This window comes from Hyphomicrobium sp. 2TAF46 (genome assembly GCF_052114865.1).
GTDB lineage: Bacteria > Pseudomonadota > Alphaproteobacteria > Rhizobiales > Hyphomicrobiaceae > Hyphomicrobium_B.
Window position 1 is genome coordinate 261,315 of the sequence record NZ_JBFRFO010000008.1, and the last position, 15,780, is coordinate 277,094.

14 protein-coding genes are annotated in these 15,780 nt (G+C 60.7%); 11 read left to right on the forward strand and 3 right to left on the reverse strand.

Annotation, left to right across the window (positions count from 1 at the left end; genetic code table 11):
* The first annotated feature begins 321 nt into the window (after nucleotides 1-321).
* Genes AB4Z24_RS17865 through AB4Z24_RS17885 form a run of 5 tightly spaced genes read left to right on the forward strand, consistent with a single transcriptional unit; the run spans nucleotide 322 to nucleotide 4,739 of the window.
* Complete coding sequence (locus AB4Z24_RS17865) at nucleotides 322-822, forward strand: carboxymuconolactone decarboxylase family protein (RefSeq protein ID WP_441710397.1); 501 nt, start codon at nucleotides 322-324, stop codon at nucleotides 820-822.
* The gene (locus AB4Z24_RS17870) at nucleotides 819-1,916 is read left to right on the forward strand and encodes an acyl-CoA dehydrogenase (RefSeq protein WP_441710398.1); all 1,098 of its coding nucleotides are present in this window, start codon (nucleotides 819-821) and stop codon (nucleotides 1,914-1,916) included. Before AB4Z24_RS17865 ends, AB4Z24_RS17870 begins: the two co-directional genes overlap by 4 nt.
* Nucleotides 1,913-2,692: an ABC transporter ATP-binding protein gene (locus AB4Z24_RS17875; protein WP_441710399.1), complete on the forward strand. Its 780-nt coding sequence runs from the start codon at nucleotides 1,913-1,915 to the stop codon at nucleotides 2,690-2,692. The genes AB4Z24_RS17870 and AB4Z24_RS17875 overlap by 4 nt, the downstream gene beginning before the upstream one ends.
* A gap of 20 nt (nucleotides 2,693-2,712) precedes the next feature.
* Nucleotides 2,713-3,897: an ABC transporter substrate-binding protein gene (locus tag AB4Z24_RS17880; RefSeq protein WP_441710400.1), complete on the forward strand. Its 1,185-nt coding sequence runs from the start codon at nucleotides 2,713-2,715 to the stop codon at nucleotides 3,895-3,897.
* Nucleotides 3,894-4,739: an ABC transporter permease gene (locus tag AB4Z24_RS17885; protein ID WP_441710401.1), complete on the forward strand. Its 846-nt coding sequence runs from the start codon at nucleotides 3,894-3,896 to the stop codon at nucleotides 4,737-4,739. The genes AB4Z24_RS17880 and AB4Z24_RS17885 overlap by 4 nt, the downstream gene beginning before the upstream one ends.
* Here AB4Z24_RS17885 and AB4Z24_RS17890 read toward each other — a convergent pair.
* A complete protein-coding gene (locus AB4Z24_RS17890) occupies nucleotides 4,736-6,070 on the reverse strand; it encodes an LLM class flavin-dependent oxidoreductase (protein ID WP_441710402.1) in 1,335 nt (444 codons plus the stop codon). The genes AB4Z24_RS17885 and AB4Z24_RS17890 overlap by 4 nt on opposite strands.
* A 637-nt stretch (nucleotides 6,071-6,707) precedes the next feature.
* Between AB4Z24_RS17890 and AB4Z24_RS17895 the strand changes: the two genes are divergently transcribed.
* The 6 genes from AB4Z24_RS17895 (at nucleotide 6,708) to fabI (ending at nucleotide 12,850) form a co-directional block, all read left to right on the forward strand.
* Complete coding sequence (locus tag AB4Z24_RS17895) at nucleotides 6,708-7,022, forward strand: hypothetical protein (protein WP_441710403.1); 315 nt, start codon at nucleotides 6,708-6,710, stop codon at nucleotides 7,020-7,022.
* A gap of 34 nt (nucleotides 7,023-7,056) precedes the next feature.
* Nucleotides 7,057-7,380 carry a hypothetical protein gene (locus AB4Z24_RS17900; RefSeq protein WP_441710404.1) on the forward strand — a complete coding sequence of 108 codons (324 nt, stop codon included), beginning with the start codon at nucleotides 7,057-7,059 and terminating at the stop codon, nucleotides 7,378-7,380.
* A 346-nt stretch (nucleotides 7,381-7,726) separates the two neighbouring features.
* Entirely contained in the window at nucleotides 7,727-9,487 is a 1,761-nt protein-coding gene (locus tag AB4Z24_RS17905; protein WP_441710405.1) for a PHA/PHB synthase family protein, read from the forward strand.
* Nucleotides 9,484-10,893, forward strand: coding sequence for a bifunctional enoyl-CoA hydratase/phosphate acetyltransferase (locus tag AB4Z24_RS17910; protein ID WP_441710406.1), 1,410 nt, complete (start codon nucleotides 9,484-9,486; stop codon nucleotides 10,891-10,893). Before AB4Z24_RS17905 ends, AB4Z24_RS17910 begins: the two co-directional genes overlap by 4 nt.
* Entirely contained in the window at nucleotides 10,890-12,077 is a 1,188-nt protein-coding gene (locus AB4Z24_RS17915; RefSeq protein ID WP_441710407.1) for an acetate/propionate family kinase, read from the forward strand. The genes AB4Z24_RS17910 and AB4Z24_RS17915 overlap by 4 nt, the downstream gene beginning before the upstream one ends.
* Nucleotides 12,077-12,850: an enoyl-ACP reductase FabI gene (gene fabI / locus AB4Z24_RS17920; RefSeq protein WP_441710408.1), complete on the forward strand. Its 774-nt coding sequence runs from the start codon at nucleotides 12,077-12,079 to the stop codon at nucleotides 12,848-12,850. The genes AB4Z24_RS17915 and fabI overlap by 1 nt, the downstream gene beginning before the upstream one ends.
* A gap of 21 nt (nucleotides 12,851-12,871) precedes the next feature.
* Here the strand turns inward: fabI and AB4Z24_RS17925 are convergent, their stop codons facing one another.
* Together AB4Z24_RS17925 and AB4Z24_RS17930 are read right to left on the reverse strand one after the other, a co-directional pair.
* Nucleotides 12,872-14,482: a PEP/pyruvate-binding domain-containing protein gene (locus tag AB4Z24_RS17925; RefSeq protein ID WP_441710409.1), complete on the reverse strand. Its 1,611-nt coding sequence runs from the start codon at nucleotides 14,480-14,482 to the stop codon at nucleotides 12,872-12,874.
* On the reverse strand, nucleotides 14,479-15,750 hold the full coding sequence (locus AB4Z24_RS17930) for a DUF47 domain-containing protein (protein ID WP_441710410.1): 1,272 nt from the start codon (nucleotides 15,748-15,750) through the stop codon (nucleotides 14,479-14,481). Before AB4Z24_RS17930 ends, AB4Z24_RS17925 begins: the two co-directional genes overlap by 4 nt.
* Nucleotides 15,751-15,780 lie beyond the last annotated feature (30 nt).

Below are 15,780 nucleotides of genomic sequence, written 5' to 3' on the forward strand. Positions count from 1 at the left end.
GGAGCAACGCGCCCGGCCATTTTTGCGGGAATGATCACGCCGCGTCTGAGGCGCGGGTCTCCGACATCGCGCGGCAGCGACGATCGTATCGCCACCACTCACCGGTCAGACGCAATAGAAACTTCCTGCTATCGAAATCAAAATTTCGTATTTGCCGCCGCGCGGTTGCGGCGCCAGGAGTTAACCGGAAAGCGCTCTCGCGCGCGTTCGGTCGTTTCTGCCTTGGGGAAATGCATGGCCCGCTTTCGTCTCCGAACGCCAGATGATGCGCCTGAAGCATCGAGAGTCGCTTTGGAGGCGGCTCAAAAGAGCAATGGTTTCTTGCCAAATCTTCTTCGGCTGTTGGCGAATGCGCCCACGGCGCTCGAGACGTATTTGACGGTTGGAGGCATCAACGCCCGTAGCTCGCTCAATCTTGCTGAGCGGGAGGCTGTCCAGATCACGGCAGCTGCCACGCACGGCTGCGGATTTTGCGTCGCCGGGCATACGGCGGTCGCGACCAAAAAGGCGAAACTCGACGGAGTTACCGTCGCGGCGCTGCGCGATCTGGCAACCGTCGAAGACGGCAAGCTCAACGCGATCGCCACCTTCACGCGTGCGGTGATCGCCCGGCGAGGAGCCGTGACCGACGACGAACTCGCAGCTTTTCGCGCCGCCGGCTTTGACGATGCCGCGGCCCTTGAGGTCGTGCTGGGTGTGAGCCTCGCGACGCTGTGCAACTTCGCCAATAACCTTGGTCAGCCTCCGCTAAATCCCGAACTCGAGCCCTATCGATGGGAAGGCCATAGCCAGAACACGACCAAGCACGAGGCGGCGGAATGACGTCGCTCAACTCTGCTCGGGAACGCCATCCGCTCGACGGAACTCTGGCTGACTGGCTGGATGGCAACGCCGATGCGCTCGACAGGGAGCAGTTTGCGGCATCGAGGGTCCTGGCCGCACTGACAAACGCGCGGGTAACTCGGATCGGAGTTCCGAAAGACATCGGCGGCGATGGGGGCACGCTCCCAGAGGCGGTTCGCGCCATCGCCGACGTTGCAGAACGGTCTCTAGCCGCCGCATTCGTCCTCTGGGGACACCGCGCATATATTGAATACCTCCTTCAAAGTCCGAACGCAGGGCTGCGGAACAGATTATTGCCCCGCCTGCTCGAGGGCTCGCTTGCCGGCGCCACGGGACTCTCCAATGCCATGAAATTCCTCGCAGGGATCGAAGACCTGCAATTTCTCGGGCGTGAGAACGGCGGCCGGTGGGTGGTGACCGGCAAGCTGCCGTTCGTGACAAATCTCCGAGCGCCGGAGTTTCACGTCGCGGTGGCAATCTCGCGGGATGATCGGCCTCCATTCATCGTTTCGCTTGCATCCGATGATCCAGGGCTTTCGAGATCCGAGGACCTCGACCTCCTCGGCCTGCGCTCGACCAATACCGCTTCGATCTCGGCCTCCGGGATCGATATCGGCGACGACCGTATCATTCACGACGATGCAACGACGTGGCTCCCGCAGATCCGGCCGGCATTTCTCGGTTTACAGTGCGGCCTGTCCCTTGGCTTGGCGCGGCGGTCCCTGCAGGAAGCGCGGGTCGGCGCAGGATCCGGCAGCAACGTTCTTAGCCAAACCATCGCCGACGCGGCGGCCGCGCTCGATCATCAAGAGCACGCACTCCTTGAAGGATTGCAGCACAATACTTTCCAACACGGAGCCCCGGCGTTGTTCCGCATCAGGATCGCACTTGCCGAGATCGTCGCCAGTGCCGTCGCCCTGGAACTGCAGGCAACCGGTGGTCGAGCCTATCTCAACAACGCTGGCAGCTCGTTCGGCCGTCGATGGCGCGAGGCCGCCTTCATTCCGATCATCACGCCCAGCATCGTCCAATTGAAGACGGCCTTGGCACGCCATCCGGCCGTTTCCGCATGACCAATACACGGCAGGCGGTTCTGACAGCGACAAATCTCGCGCTGCGCTACGGCTCCGCTGGGCTTCCGGTGCTCGCGGATTTTGACCTCTCTCTGGCAGCAGGCGAAATTCTGACTCTGCTTGGCCCGAGCGGCGTCGGCAAGTCGAGCTTGCTGCGCGTTCTAGGCGGCCTTCAGGCGCCGTCCGCCGGAGAAGTCAGAATGAAGGGCGTGCCACTGCGCGATGTCCACCCACGCGTTGCCGTCGCATTCCAGAATCCCGGATTGCTGCCGTGGCTATCGCTGGAACGCAACGTCGCCTTTGGCCTCGATTTCAAGCGCCAGCCGCTGCTGGCGAAAGCGGAACGCAAGGCCCGCGTCGACCGCGCCATCTCGGAGGTTGGCTTAACGCATGCCCGACGCCTTTACCCCCTCGCGTTGTCCGGAGGCATGGCGCAACGCGCTTCGCTCGCGCGCTGCTTGGCGCGTCAACCGGACGTCCTGCTTCTCGATGAGCCATTCGGTGCGCTGGACGAGGTTACGCGCGCCGATATGCAGCAACTGCTTCTGAAGGTCGTCGCTGACTTTGGAACGGCGGTCGTCCTCATCACGCACGATATCGATGAGGCGCTTCTCGTCTCGGATCGCATCATTCTCATCGGCGGTTCACCCGCGTGCGCAGTCGCGCACTGGGACATCGATATTTCCCAACCTCGCGCGAACCACCTGGCCGAGCTCGGCCAGATCCGCATCGAGATCGTCAAAGCTCTGCAGAAAGTATCGCTTCGGCCCCACTGAGCCGCATTTGGAGATGGTCTATGAACGAAGAGTATTTTTCCCGCCGGGATATCGTCAAGCTTTCGGCGCTGCTGACGGCGGCGGGGACCCTGCCTCTCATCGACGCCTTCAATTCCCGCGCCTTTGCGGCCGATGAGCCGGTCAAGATCGGCTACCTTCCGATAACGGATGCCACGCCGTTGCTCGTTGCGCACGCCAACGGGCTGTTCGAGGCGGAAGGAATAACGGCGGAAAAGCCCGTGCTCTTCAGAAGCTGGTCGCAGCTCGTGGAAGCTTTCGTTTCTGGACAGGTCAACGTCGTCCACGTTCTGTCGCCGATTGCGGTCTGGGCGCGATACGGCAGCAAGGTGCCGGCGAAGGTCGTTGCCTGGAATCACACAGCCGGGTCGGCGCTAACCGTTTCCAAGGACATCGCATCGGTGAAGGACTTGGGAGGCAAGACGATCGCCATCCCGTTCTGGTATTCGATCCACAACATCGTCCTGCAGGAGCTTTTGCGCGCCAACGGGCTGACGCCCGTTACCAAGAAAGCCGCTGTTGCCGCCAACGAGGTCAATCTCGTCATCCTGCCGCCCCCGGACATGGTGCCGGCACTCGCGTCGAAGCAGATCGCGGGCTACATCGTTGCCGAGCCGTTCAACGCGGCGGGCGAGGCCCTGGGCGTCGGCAAAATTCTGCGCTTCACGGGCGACGTTTGGAAGGACCATGCTTGCTGCGTCGTGCTGGTTCACGAGCGAAATTTGGACGAGCGGGCGGATTGGTCTCAAAAGGTCGTCAATGCTCTCGTCAAGGCGCAGATCTGGACACGTGCCAATAGGGCCGAGACCGCCAAGCTACTCTCGAAGGACGGTGCCAACAAATACACCCCGCACGCGGTGGAAGTTCTGACCAAGGTTCTCTCGCCCGAGAAAACCGACGTTGCGGGCTACGTCGCATCGGGCGCAATCTTGCATGAAGACTGGCACGCGCAGCGGATTGATTTTCAGCCCTATCCCTACCCGAGCTACACCGAAGAGCTTGTCGGTCTTCTCAAGAAGACGCTCGTCGAAGGAGACAAGGGTTTTCTTGAAGCCCTCGATCCTGCCTTCGCGGCGAAGGATCTGGTCAACGACAGCTTCGTCAAGAAAGCCATTGCTGCAAATGGCGGGCTTGCAGCCTTTGGCCTGCCTGAGCAGTTCGAGCGCAAGGAAGTGATCGCTACGTGAGCGATATCGCCGGAAGGCGTTTGCAAGCGCGAGCGAAGAGCGACGAAGCATCACCCGCACGCCTGGAGGGTCGCTTCAATGCGCGACCGCTGCTCGGCATTCTGGGATTTGCGGTCGTCATCACGCTTTGGTGGGCGTCGATACACGTCTTCGCGGCCCCCGGCGGACTGGCGGAGCGGTTTTCGCCTTCGTCGGCCTTTACAGCTCTGCTGACGCTTGCAACCTCATCTGATCTTCCGATCAACATCCTGGTAAGCCTCAAACGCATACTGGTAGGGCTTGTCTTCGCTCTCGTTATCGGCGTCCCCGCCGGGCTCGTCGTCGGGCTCAGCAAGACGGCCGATGCCACGACATCGGTCGCTTTTCAGTTCTTGCGAATGATCTCGCCGCTTTCGTGGATGCCGATCGCGGTCATGGTGCTTGGGGTCGGCGACTATCCAATCTACTTTCTCCTGACGTTCGCAGCGGTTTGGCCAATCCTCTTGAGCACGGCGGCTGGGGTGCGCAGTCTCGATCCCGCTTGGATCCAGCTGTCACGCAGCCTGGCGGCCACGCGTTTCGAGACACTGGTTCATGTCGTCATTCCGGGCGTTCTGGGGCATGTGTTGACCGGCACGCGTCTCGCCATCGGCATCCTCTGGATCGTGCTCGTGCCATGCGAGATGCTCGGAGTTTCTGCGGGCCTCGGCTACTTCATTCTCGATACCAGGGACCGGCTCGCCTATTCCGAGCTGACGGCTACGGTTCTCGTCATCGGCTTCCTGGGCTTTCTCCTCGACTGGGTTGCCGGCGCTTTGCATCGAACTTGGACCGGGGGGCCCAGACGCGTCTCTCGATCCTAAATAGACTTTACGAAAAAGCGGTTCTCGGGGCGCCGCAATCCGAGGTGCTCTCTCAATGTTGTACCTTCGTAGTCCCGGCGGAATATCCCGCGCTGTTGTAGCTCGGGGATGACCCGATCGACGAAATCGTCAAGGCCGCCCGGCAGCCAAGGAAACAGGACGTTAAACCCGTCCGAGGCTCGGCTCTTGAGCCATTCCTCCATCTCGTCGGCGATGGAAGTCGGCGTTCCGACAAAGGCGAGACCTGCATAGCTTCCAGCCTTCTGAGCGAGCTGGCGGATCGTCAGGTTCTTCGACTTCGCGGCAGCCACAAGGCGCTGGCGCGCACTTTTGCTGGCGTTGGTTTCGGGAATCTCTGGGAGCGGTCCATCAGGATCGAAGGCCGACACGTCATATCCGAGAAGACTGTTCAAAGAGCCGATGCCACTGTCGTAGTGGACAAGGCTGTCGAGGTGCGCGCGCTTCGCCCGTGCCTCCTCAATGGTATCGCCGACGACGACAAACGCAGCAGGCAGGATCTTGAGACAATCGGGATCTCGCCCGATCGCCTGCATTCGTCCCTTTACGTCGGAATAAAATGCTTTGCCTGCTGCCAAGTTCGACTCGGCGCCGAACACGACCTCTGCCGTTTCGGCGGCGAGCTGGCGTCCCGCCTCTGACGCGCCAGCTTGCACGATGACCGGCCAACCCTGCACCGGCCGGGCTATGTTGAGTGGGCCGCGCACCGAAAGCTCTGGGCCCTTGTGCGCCAGCACATGCAGCCGAGCAGGATCGAAAAAGATGCCGGCTTCGACATCGCGGACGAAGGCGTCATCAGCGAAACTGTCCCAAAGGCCGGTCACGACGTCGAAGAACTCGCGTGCGCGAACGTATCGCGCGTCGTGATCGAGGTGCGATTCATATCCAAAGTTCAATGCAGCATCGGGATTGGCCGTGGTCACGATATTCCAGCCGGCGCGTCCGTTGCTGATATGATCAAGCGACGCGAAGCGCCGGGCGATATGATAGGGCTCGTCGAACGTAGTAGATGCGGTTGCGATGAGCCCTATGCGCTCGGTCGTGACGGCAAGCGCAGAAAGCAGAGTAAAGGGTTCGAACGAGGTCACTGTGTGGCTGCGCTTCAGCGCACCCATCGGCATGTTCAGCAAGGCGAGATGGTCGGCCATGAAAAACGCATCAAACTTCGCCGCTTCGAGCTTTTGCGCGAAGGCCTTTAGATGGCCGAAGTTGAAGTTTGCATCCGGATAAGCACCTGGATAACGCCAAGCGCCGGTGTGGATGCTGACCGGCCGCATGAAGGCGCCGAGATGCAGTTGGCGTGATTGGCTCATGAGGCATACTTTCTAGACCGCCCGCGTGAGCAGAAGAAAACAGGTTGCGTGAGGACGCCAATCCTGACGATCTCACCGCAAGGGCACATCGCACCAAGCCTGTTTTCAAATTTTCAGCAAAACGCGGACTGGTCTACGGCATCGGGCCAAATTTGGTCCAGACGTCACCCTCAACGCCTTGGCGCATCTTGGGAAGCGTGCGGCTTAGACGCTGACGTGAAATCCATATGACCCTCCCCATGCGACAGCTTCGCGCTGCAACGTAAGCATTGCTGCAATGCAACAAAGTGGCGTTTTATTATGCAGGATCTGTGGCTTAATGCCTTGATTCTAGTCACGCGCCAATCGCGACCCCGATATCCGGAAGGAAGCACCAATGTCGTCCTTGAGATCAGCTGCACTGATGTCGTTCTTCTCTGACGTGTCGTTGGTCGATGTATGGCGAGTTGCTTGCCGTGGCTATCGGGACGAAAGCGCAGCGCCTCTTGAGGTGGCGCATGCCACCCGCTTCGCGGCGCCAGTTCAGCCCTCGATCGGGAAGAAGTTCGCAACGCCGCCGTCTCATATCGACAGAGACGGAACCCGACGTAGCCTATCGGCGAATTTGACTCTGCCGCACAGCCAGTAGGGTGATGCAATGCCGGGGTTTATTGCAGCAAGGCAAACGCAGACCGTTGAGTATTTTATTCTGAGAGATGTGACGCGCCACGGCCGTGCCATCGGCGTCTTTTCCGGAACTCCCATTTCTGAAGCGATCGTCGATGCCTTCGGTCGGCGCTACATCTTCTCCGGCATCGCACCACGCACGTGGTCCGGAAAATTCAACGTCGAATGCCTGGGCACTGGAGAATTCATCCTTCCGCCAGGCTTGGTTTATCGCTTGGTCATGAAACAGAAGACGCCGTGGTGGCGGTCTCTCGTCGAGCAGATGATGCCCAAGCAGGCTCCTTAAGCCCTCATCAAATTTCGTGTACGCGGAGCAAGTTATGTCAGGTGAAAGAAGACTCTTGGCGCAAATGAGTGTCGGCTGGCCATGGGATAAGCCGCTCATGGTGCGTCCCGAGCTTGAGTGCGACCTCGTCGAACTCAACGATAGGATCTTCGACGCGATCAGCCTGGAAGATTCCTTCTTCTGGCACGACAAAATCGTCGAGCGTCTTGATCTTGAGGTGGCCGCGCTTCTGGTCTCTGACGATGCCTTCGACCACAAGGGAATTCCCAATATCCGTAAGCTCCAGGCGGTCTATGCCAAGCAAATGGAATACCTCCGCACGGCGATTGCGGAGAGCGCCACTCTGAGCTGGCCCTGATGGAATGGGAACCACCTCCAACACATGTGGAGGTCGTAGGTGCAGAAGCGGGGCGAGTGCGCCGGGACCTCATAGACCGACATCGGGCTGGCGCATCGCGCGCACTCACTTGCTGCCTCACAAAGCGTATCAGCAACTCGTTGCTCTGTTGACGCGCCGGCGGCAGTGCTGATCGGCGGCGTCGCTCGTTGGCTGCATAACGCGTGGGCAAATGCCGCCGCGGATAACTGTCAAATTTGTCTCATATACTGCAGCCTATAACTTCGTGAAAAAACAATATGGTGCAGGGAGCGCCAAACGAACCCGGGCGTGACCAATCAATATTGATGCGCGTGGAGAGACGCTCTTGCGAGATGGCTCTATTCTACCGACGGACAACAAAGATCGGCTGTCCTCTGAGCGCCTTATTGATCAGACCGCGCTCGCTGGCCTTGGGCATCTTACGTCTGGGCTTTCGCCGATCGGCCTCACCTTAGCGGTACTGGATTGGGGGCTGCATCTTGCGGCCGCTCCAGGAAAACGTCTCGCGCTTGCCGAAGAGTACGGTCGGCTTGTGGCGGACGCAATGCAGCGCGTTGCGGGCGGCCCGCAGGAGCCGTCATCCGAGACGAAAGATTCGCCGCGAGGCGATCCTCGCTTTTCGGGCGAGGCCTGGAATCAGTTTCCGTTTCAGTTCTGGGCGAACACCTTCTGCGCCGTCGAGGATTGGTGGACCAGTGCGACGCGCGGTGTGCCGGGGGTGTCTCCTCACCATGAAGCCGTTGTCTCCTTCGCCGTGCGCCAATGGCTCGACATATGGTCGCCATCCAATTCGCCGTTGGCAAACCCGGCCGTTGCGCAGCAGACGATGCGAGAAGGCGGTCTGAACCTCATCAGGGGTGCACAGATCTGGCTTGAAGACGCCGAGCGTCTTGCGGCTCGGAGGCCGCCGGCAGGCGTCGAGGCGTTCAAGGTTGGCGAGACTGTCGCTGCAACGCCAGGCCAAGTCGTCTTTCGCAATCATCTGATCGAGCTGATCCAGTACTCCCCTGCGGGAGAGACCGTGCATGCAGAGCCGGTGCTGATCGTTCCGGCATGGATCATGAAGTATTATATTCTTGATCTCTCGCCCCGCAATTCGCTGATCAAATATCTGGTCGATCAGGGCTTTACCGTCTTCTGCATTTCCTGGCGCAACGTCACGGAAGAGGACCGAAATCTATCGCTGGAGGACTACCGCCGGCTTGGCGTTATGGCGGCGCTCGACACGATTTCAGCCATTGTGCCGAACCGGCAGGTGCATGCGGCCGGGTATTGCCTCGGTGGGACGCTTCTTTCCATTGCAGCGGCGGCGATGGCCGAAACGGGTGATCATCGAATTAAAAGCATGACGCTCTTTGCCGCCCAGACCGATTTTACGGAGCCCGGCGAACTTCAGTTGTTCATTGACGATAGCCAGGTGGCACTGCTGGAAGCACTGATGTGGCAGAGCGGTACGCTCGATTCTTCGCAAATGGCCGGTGCCTTCCAACTTCTAAAATCCAATGACCTGATCTGGTCGCACATGATCCATGATTACCTCATGGGTCAGCGCACGCCGATGATTGATTTGATGGCCTGGAACGCGGATGCCACGCGTATGCCCTTCCAGATGCACTCGGACTATCTGCGTAAACTCTTCTTGCGCAATGATCTTGCCAGCGGCCGCTACGTTGTCGACGGCAATCCCATCGCGATCCAGAATATCCGTGCTCCGATTTTTTCAGTCGGAACCGAACGCGATCATATCGCGCCCTGGCATTCGGTCTACAAGATCCACTATCTGGCCGATACCGACGTGACATTCGTACTGACGAATGGCGGCCACAACGCGGGGATCGTCAATGAGCCGGGGCATTCAAATCGTCATTTCCGTCTGCTGACCAAAGCAGCGAATGATATTTGCTTAAGCGCCGATGAGTGGTTTTCCGCAGCTCCCGTCCAAGATGGCTCGTGGTGGCCAGTTTGGACGGCTTGGCTCGCTGCCCATTCGTCGTCCGAGAGAATTCCGCCGCCGAGTATGGGGTCCGAGGTCAATGGCTTTGCGCCATTGGGTGCGGCGCCCGGAACCTATGTGCTGCAACGATGACCGCTGTAATCCCACAGATCCGTCTGACCAATCGGACTTTCGAAGAGCTCGAAGTTGGCGAGAGCGCATCGCTCGTCCGTCTGGTCAGCGAGGACGATATCAAGCTGTTCGCGGCCACGTCCGGAGACGTCAATCCCGCGCATCTCGATCCCGCGTATGCAGCGACCGATATTTTCGGCCACGTCGTCATCCATGGCATGTGGACTGCGGCTCTGTTGTCCACGCTTCTCGGCACACAATTGCCGGGGCCGGGGACGATCTACCTCGGCCAGGACTTGCGCTTTCGCCGCCCGGTCGCTCCGGGCGATACCGTCACAGCAACCGTCACGGTACGCGAGAAGAAGCCGGAAAAACGGATTGTTGTTCTCGATACGCTGTGCGTCAACCAGGACGGCAAGGAGGTATTGTCGGGCCAGGCAACCGTCATCGCGCCAGCTGAAAAGCTGAGCTTGCCGCGTATCCCCGTGCCCGAAGTTGCGCTGCGCCGGAACAGTCGTTTCGATCAGCTCCTTGAACAGGCGAAAGCGCTTCCGGCATTGCCGACAGCGGTTGTCCATCCGTGCAGCCCGGAGGCCATCGCTGCAGCGATTGAGGCCAGGGCCGAAGGTTTGATCGAGCCCGTTCTCGTAGGGCCGCCTCGCAAAATTGCGGCCGCGGCCGAGAAGGCTGGCGTTTCGATCAACGGCCTGCGCGTCGAGGCGACTGAACATAGCCACGCCGCAGCAGCGAGAGCCGTTGAGCTTGCCGCAGCAGGGACCGTTCATGCCTTGATGAAGGGCAGCCTGCATACCGACGAATTGCTTGGCGCAGTCATCGGCGCGCAATCAGGTCTACGGACGGATCGGCGCATCAGTCATGTCTACGTGCTCGATGTGCCTGCATATCCCAAGCCCCTGATCGTGACGGACGCGGCGATCAACATTATGCCGACGCTCGAGCAGAAACGGGATATCTGTCAGAACGCCATCGATCTCATGCATGTGCTTGGGATCCCCGTGCCGCTGGTCGCGATTCTCGCCGCGGTCGAAACGGTCAATCCGGCGATGCCCGCGACACTCGAAGCAGCCGCCCTGACAGTGATGGCGGCGCGTGGTCAGATCACCGGCGCAAAACTCGACGGACCGCTTGCCTTCGACAATGCCGTCAACCTCGACTCCGCGCGTATCAAGGAAATCGTGTCGCCCGTTGCGGGCAGGGCCGACATCCTCGTTGTTCCTAACCTGGAAGCCGGCAACATGCTCGCCAAGCAGCTCATCTATCTCGCCGGTGCCGACGCTGCTGGCCTGGTGCTTGGCGCGCGCGTACCGATCATCCTGACCAGCCGGGCCGATACGCTGCGCGTGCGGCTGGTTTCCGCCGCGTTGGCTAAGCTCGTCGCAGAACGCCGGACCGGCGCGTTGGCATGAGCGAAATTCTGATTACCTTCAATCCCGGCTCCTCGACCATCAAGCTGGGCCTTTACCGGATGGGCGCGGCCAGCCCCGTGCGGCTCGGCATGGGCGTAGTCGATCTCAGGCACATGCCGTTGCGATTGCATGTCGTCGAAGGGCCGAGCGTTGCGGATATCCCTTTGCGGGCCGAGGTGACCGACGATCTGCACGAGCTCATCGATGAAACGCTCGGTTGGCTGACGGATCATTTTGCGTTGGAAGGGATCGCTGCGGTCGGTCATCGCGTGGTGCATGGCGGCGACGCTTTCTCCAGCGCGGTTCTGATTTCGGATGCGACGCTCGCGACAATCGACCGGTTCGTCGATCTCGCGCCGCTGCATCAGCCCCAGAGCTTGCGGCTGATCCGGGCGATCCGTCATTTGCGCCCAAATTTGCCGCAGACGGCTTCGTTCGACACGGCGTTCCATCGTTCGCAAGCCGATATCGTGCGCCGGTTCGCGCTACCGCGGGCGATGTTCGACGTTGGCATCAAGCGTTACGGCTTTCACGGCCTGTCCTATAAATTCGTCGCCGCAAGACTGCTTGAACTCGCGCCGGATCTGGCGGCGGGGCGCGTCGTCGCCGCTCACCTCGGCAGCGGGGCAAGTCTCTGCGCGTTGGAAAACGGGCAAAGCCGCGACACCAGTATGGGCTTTTCGACGCTCGACGGGATTCCGATGGCGACGCGCTGCGGCGCTCTCGATCCCGGCGTGGTCCTTCACCTCCTGAAGCAGCAGGGTCTTTCGTTGGAGAGCGTCGAGGATATCCTCTATCATCGGTCTGGCCTTCTCGGTGTCTCCGGCATCAGTGCGGACAGCCGCGATCTCATCGCGAGCAATCTGCCGGCTGCGCGCGAAGCAATCGATCTGTTCACTCATCGGATCGCGCGTGAGATCGCGGCGCTCGCAACGACGCTTGGTGGTCTCGATGCCGTGATTTTCACTGCCGGAATCGGCGAGCACCAGCCGACGATCCGCACCGCCGTATGCGAGCGGCTCTCCTGGCTTGGCGTGTCGCTGAATGAAGATGCTAATTCCCGTAACGCGACACGCATCGATGCGCAAGACAGCAAGATCGGCGTGTTCGTCGTTCCGACCAATGAAGAGCAGGTGATCGCCACCGAAGCTTGCGCGCTTTTGAGAATCAACAGGGGGGCCTGATGAGTCCGATCATCGATCTTACCGGAAGGCGCGCGCTTATCGTCGGCATCGCCAATAAGAACAGCATTGCATATGGCTGCGCCGAGGCATTACGTTCCGCGGGAGCCGAGCTGGCTGTAACCTACCTCAACGCCAAAGCCGAACCGTATGTGCGGCCCTTGGCTGAGGGACTCGATGCGTCGATCATCGTGCCGTGCGATGTGCGCATTCCTGGCGAGCTCGAGGCGGTTTTCGAGCACATTAACGCCACCTGGGGGCGTCTCGACGCGATCGTGCATTCGATCGCTTTCGCGCCGCGCGAGGATCTGCACAACAGCCTCGTCCACTGCTCGGCGGAAGGCTTCGCCATGGCCATGGATGTCTCATGCCACTCCTTCATCCGAATGGCGAAATTGGCGCTTCCGCTGATGACCGATGGCGGCAGCCTGCAAACGGTTAGTTTCTTTGGCGCCAACCGGGTGGTCGAGCACTACAATCTCATGGGTCCGGTCAAGGCGGCGCTGGAAGCGACGGTGCGGACGTTGGCCGCCGATCTCGCGCCACGCCGCATCCATGTTCACGCGCTGTCATCAGGTCCGGTGGCGACCCGCGCGGCCTCGGGCATCGACCGTTTCGATGACCTCCTTGAAAAGACGCGCGAACGCACGCCCGACCATCAGCTTGTTACGATCGAACAGATTGGGCGCATCTCGGCCTTCCTGGCAAGCGATGCGGGAAGCGCCATGACGGGTTCAACGTCCTACGCCGATCACGGCTTTCACATCGTCGCGTGAGGCGCGGCCTGCACCTCGCTTTCAGGCGGGCCTGCGAAGCCGTTCGAGCCTTGCCAGTAGGTCCGTTGGAACGTCTTTGGTAACAATGGCCGCGCCGGAATAAATGTTGCCGTTGTTGCCGTCGAGCGTGAGCATTGAACCTTCGGGATAGCTTGCGCCGCCCACCACCAGGCATCTCGCGACCTCATCGACCGCCATGGCCTCGCAACCGACGAGACATACTTTGCCGAGCTGGCGCGCGACGACGGCGGCGTGCGAGGTCCTTGCCCCGTGCTGCGTCAGGAGCCCGTCGGCGAGATCGAGCGCTGCAATATCGCGGGTTTCGGCATCGCGCCGCACGAGAAGGACCTGAGCGCCGTTCTGTTTGCGCTGACGCGCGGATGCTTCGTCGAAAACGACTTCTCCGCTCACAACGCCGGTGGCGGCCGAAGCGGCGGTGGCGATCGGCGACAGCGCGGCTCCATTTTCTGCAGAGATCGTGTCGAGCGAAAGCTGCTCCGCGCCGAGTGCGCGCGTGCGCTCGCGGGCCGTCTCAATGTCGATCAGACCTTCGTCGAGCATGTCCAACGCGATCTGCGCCGCGGCGCGCGGCGTGCGTTTGCCGTTGCGGGTTTGAAGCAGGAACAAGACGCCGTCCTCAATCGTGAATTCGAAGTCCTGCATATCGCCAAAATGCTTCTCGAGAGTTTGCGTCGCCTCGACCAGCTCGGCCCATAGCGCCGGTGCAACGGCGGCGAGTTCGTCATGCCCTTGTGCGCTGCGCCGGCCGCTCACGACATCTTCACCTTGCGCGTTGAACAGAAAATCGACCCACGGGCTCCGCACACCCGTGCTGGGATTGCGCGTGAAGCCGACGCCGGCGCCGGATAGGCCGCCAGCATTGCCGAACACCATGCGTTGCACGGTGACGGCGGTGCCCATGTCGTGGCTCAGGCCGTGAAGGTTGCGATACGTGACGGCCTTGTCGCTGGACCACGACCGAAAGACCGCGCCGATCGCCTCGACCAATTGCTGTTCAGCATCCTGCGGAAACGACCGCTTGGCCTCCCGCTCGAAGGTTTGCAGATGGCGCCTCGCCACCTCGCGCAGGGCGACAAAATCCAGGCTGCGCTCGTCTTCGCCGGCTCGCACGGAATCGAGATCGGCTTCGAAATGCCGTGCATCGACTCCCGCCACAACCTCACCGAAACCGGCTATGAGACGCCTGTAAGCATCCCAGGCCAGTCTGGGGCTTCCGGTCTGGCGAACGAAGCCGGGCAATGTGGCTGCGGTCAGACCGATATTGAGCAGGGTTTCCATCATTCCGGGCATCGATACGGGCGCGCCGGAGCGGACGGACAGCAGGAGCGGACGTCTCGATTCGCCGAGCTTCAGGGTCGCGGCTTCTTCCAGCTTGATCAGTGCGTCGCGCCAGCACGATGGCATCACATCTTCGGGATGAGCGCAAAAACCGGTGCCCAGAACGAAGGCGGGCGGGACGTTGAGACCTAACGCAGCCATTCGCGCGAGGTTGTAGGCTTTAAATCCGAGAATGGCGGATGTGATTGTGTCGTCGAGCGGTACGGCCCCGCCGATCGAATGGACGATTTTCGTATCCGCCGATTCCCGCCGTATCGCGGTCAACGTGCTCATCGATCTGCTCCGATGCGATCGAGCACCAGCTCCCGGATGCCAAAGCTCGCCACCATTAAGGCATCGGTCGCCAGCTCGATGGATTCTGCAAAGTCAGTCGCCAGCGTCAGCGTGACGGGATCGTCCACATGGCGTACCAGCGCACGCCGGACATCACGCAACAGCTCATCGCACTGACGTTCCGCGTCTACCGCGCGCCATGTAACGGCCAAAAACGCCTCGTGATCCTCCGCAGTCCCGCCCTCGCGCAGGACACCAGCTATGGTCAACGCCTTGACGTGATCGCGCACCGCCTCATGCGTGCGCCCCGCCAGCCGCGAAAGCGTCTCGCGCACTTTGCCATGCCAACCCTTGTGATGTCCCTCGGCGATCAGCGACAGCAGGAACGTCGCTTCCTCAAGCGCGTCGGCGATATTGTCGGCCTTTTCGATGAGCCGCGTGAAAGGCAGCCAACGCGCATTGCGCTCCGCACGCTTACGCGAACGCATTACAAGAAGATCGGCCTCGTGCTCCCAGCCCTTTGCCCGCGTGGCCAGTTTCGCCACAGCCTTGCTGTCGTGTTCAAGACCGTGTGTCAGCGCATCCTGAAGACCTTCTGCCAGCTCATGGCAGAAGGCCGCGTGTTCGTTGAGAAGCTCGAACACGTCGCGCTGATGTCCGAGATGACGAAGAAGCAGCAGACGGATGGAGTCGGCGATCCGCGGAATCGGCTGGTGCTCCTGCATGGCTTGCGACGCTGCCGCCATGGCTTCGAGCATGAATGCGCGTGCCGGCTCATCGCCGAGCACCGTGTCGAGACGGTCACCGATGCGAAAGAACTCACCGCCGACCGCCTCCATCGCGTCGAACAACAGCCGCTCCGCACCGGCTTCCAGCCAGCCCATGTGTCCGATGTCCCGGCGCGCGCTTTCGTTCAGGACCAAAATTGCGTTGGATTTGCCCACGACAAGCCGCAAACGTTTGCGCGCCCGGTTCCAGTCGATCAGAAAGACAATACGCGATCCGAGTGCTTCAAGCGTCGCGGTTAGCGCGGTCTCGTTCGCACTGTCGAAGGTAGCAGTACCCACGAAGTAGCTTTCGCCTGCATTCAGGCCCTCCGTCGTGCGCGAGACCACCGCGGACCATTGTGCGCCGATCTCGCCAAGGAGATTCTGGAAGAAGGAGAAGCGCTGCCGATGCAGGTCCGAATACGTTAAGGACAACCGCAATCCCTCGACCTGGATGACCAGCACATGTGCATCGTTGGTTCCGATGTCGTTCTGGATCAAGAGTCTCGCGCCGTCGCGCGTCGCTGCAGT

Coding starts and splice junctions, on each gene's coding strand:
- AB4Z24_RS17870 (WP_441710398.1), top strand. CDS start 819: ATGACGTCGCTCAACTCTGCTCGGGAACGCCATCCGCTCGACGGAACT.
- AB4Z24_RS17875 (WP_441710399.1), top strand. CDS start 1,913: ATGACCAATACACGGCAGGCGGTTCTGACAGCGACAAATCTCGCGCTG.
- AB4Z24_RS17880 (WP_441710400.1), top strand. CDS start 2,713: ATGAACGAAGAGTATTTTTCCCGCCGGGATATCGTCAAGCTTTCGGCG.
- AB4Z24_RS17890 (WP_441710402.1), bottom strand. CDS start 6,070: ATGAGCCAATCACGCCAACTGCATCTCGGCGCCTTCATGCGGCCGGTC.
- AB4Z24_RS17895 (WP_441710403.1), top strand. CDS start 6,708: ATGCCGGGGTTTATTGCAGCAAGGCAAACGCAGACCGTTGAGTATTTT.
- AB4Z24_RS17900 (WP_441710404.1), top strand. CDS start 7,057: ATGTCAGGTGAAAGAAGACTCTTGGCGCAAATGAGTGTCGGCTGGCCA.
- AB4Z24_RS17910 (WP_441710406.1), top strand. CDS start 9,484: ATGACCGCTGTAATCCCACAGATCCGTCTGACCAATCGGACTTTCGAA.
- AB4Z24_RS17915 (WP_441710407.1), top strand. CDS start 10,890: ATGAGCGAAATTCTGATTACCTTCAATCCCGGCTCCTCGACCATCAAG.
- fabI (WP_441710408.1), top strand. CDS start 12,077: ATGAGTCCGATCATCGATCTTACCGGAAGGCGCGCGCTTATCGTCGGC.
- AB4Z24_RS17925 (WP_441710409.1), bottom strand. CDS start 14,482: ATGAGCACGTTGACCGCGATACGGCGGGAATCGGCGGATACGAAAATC.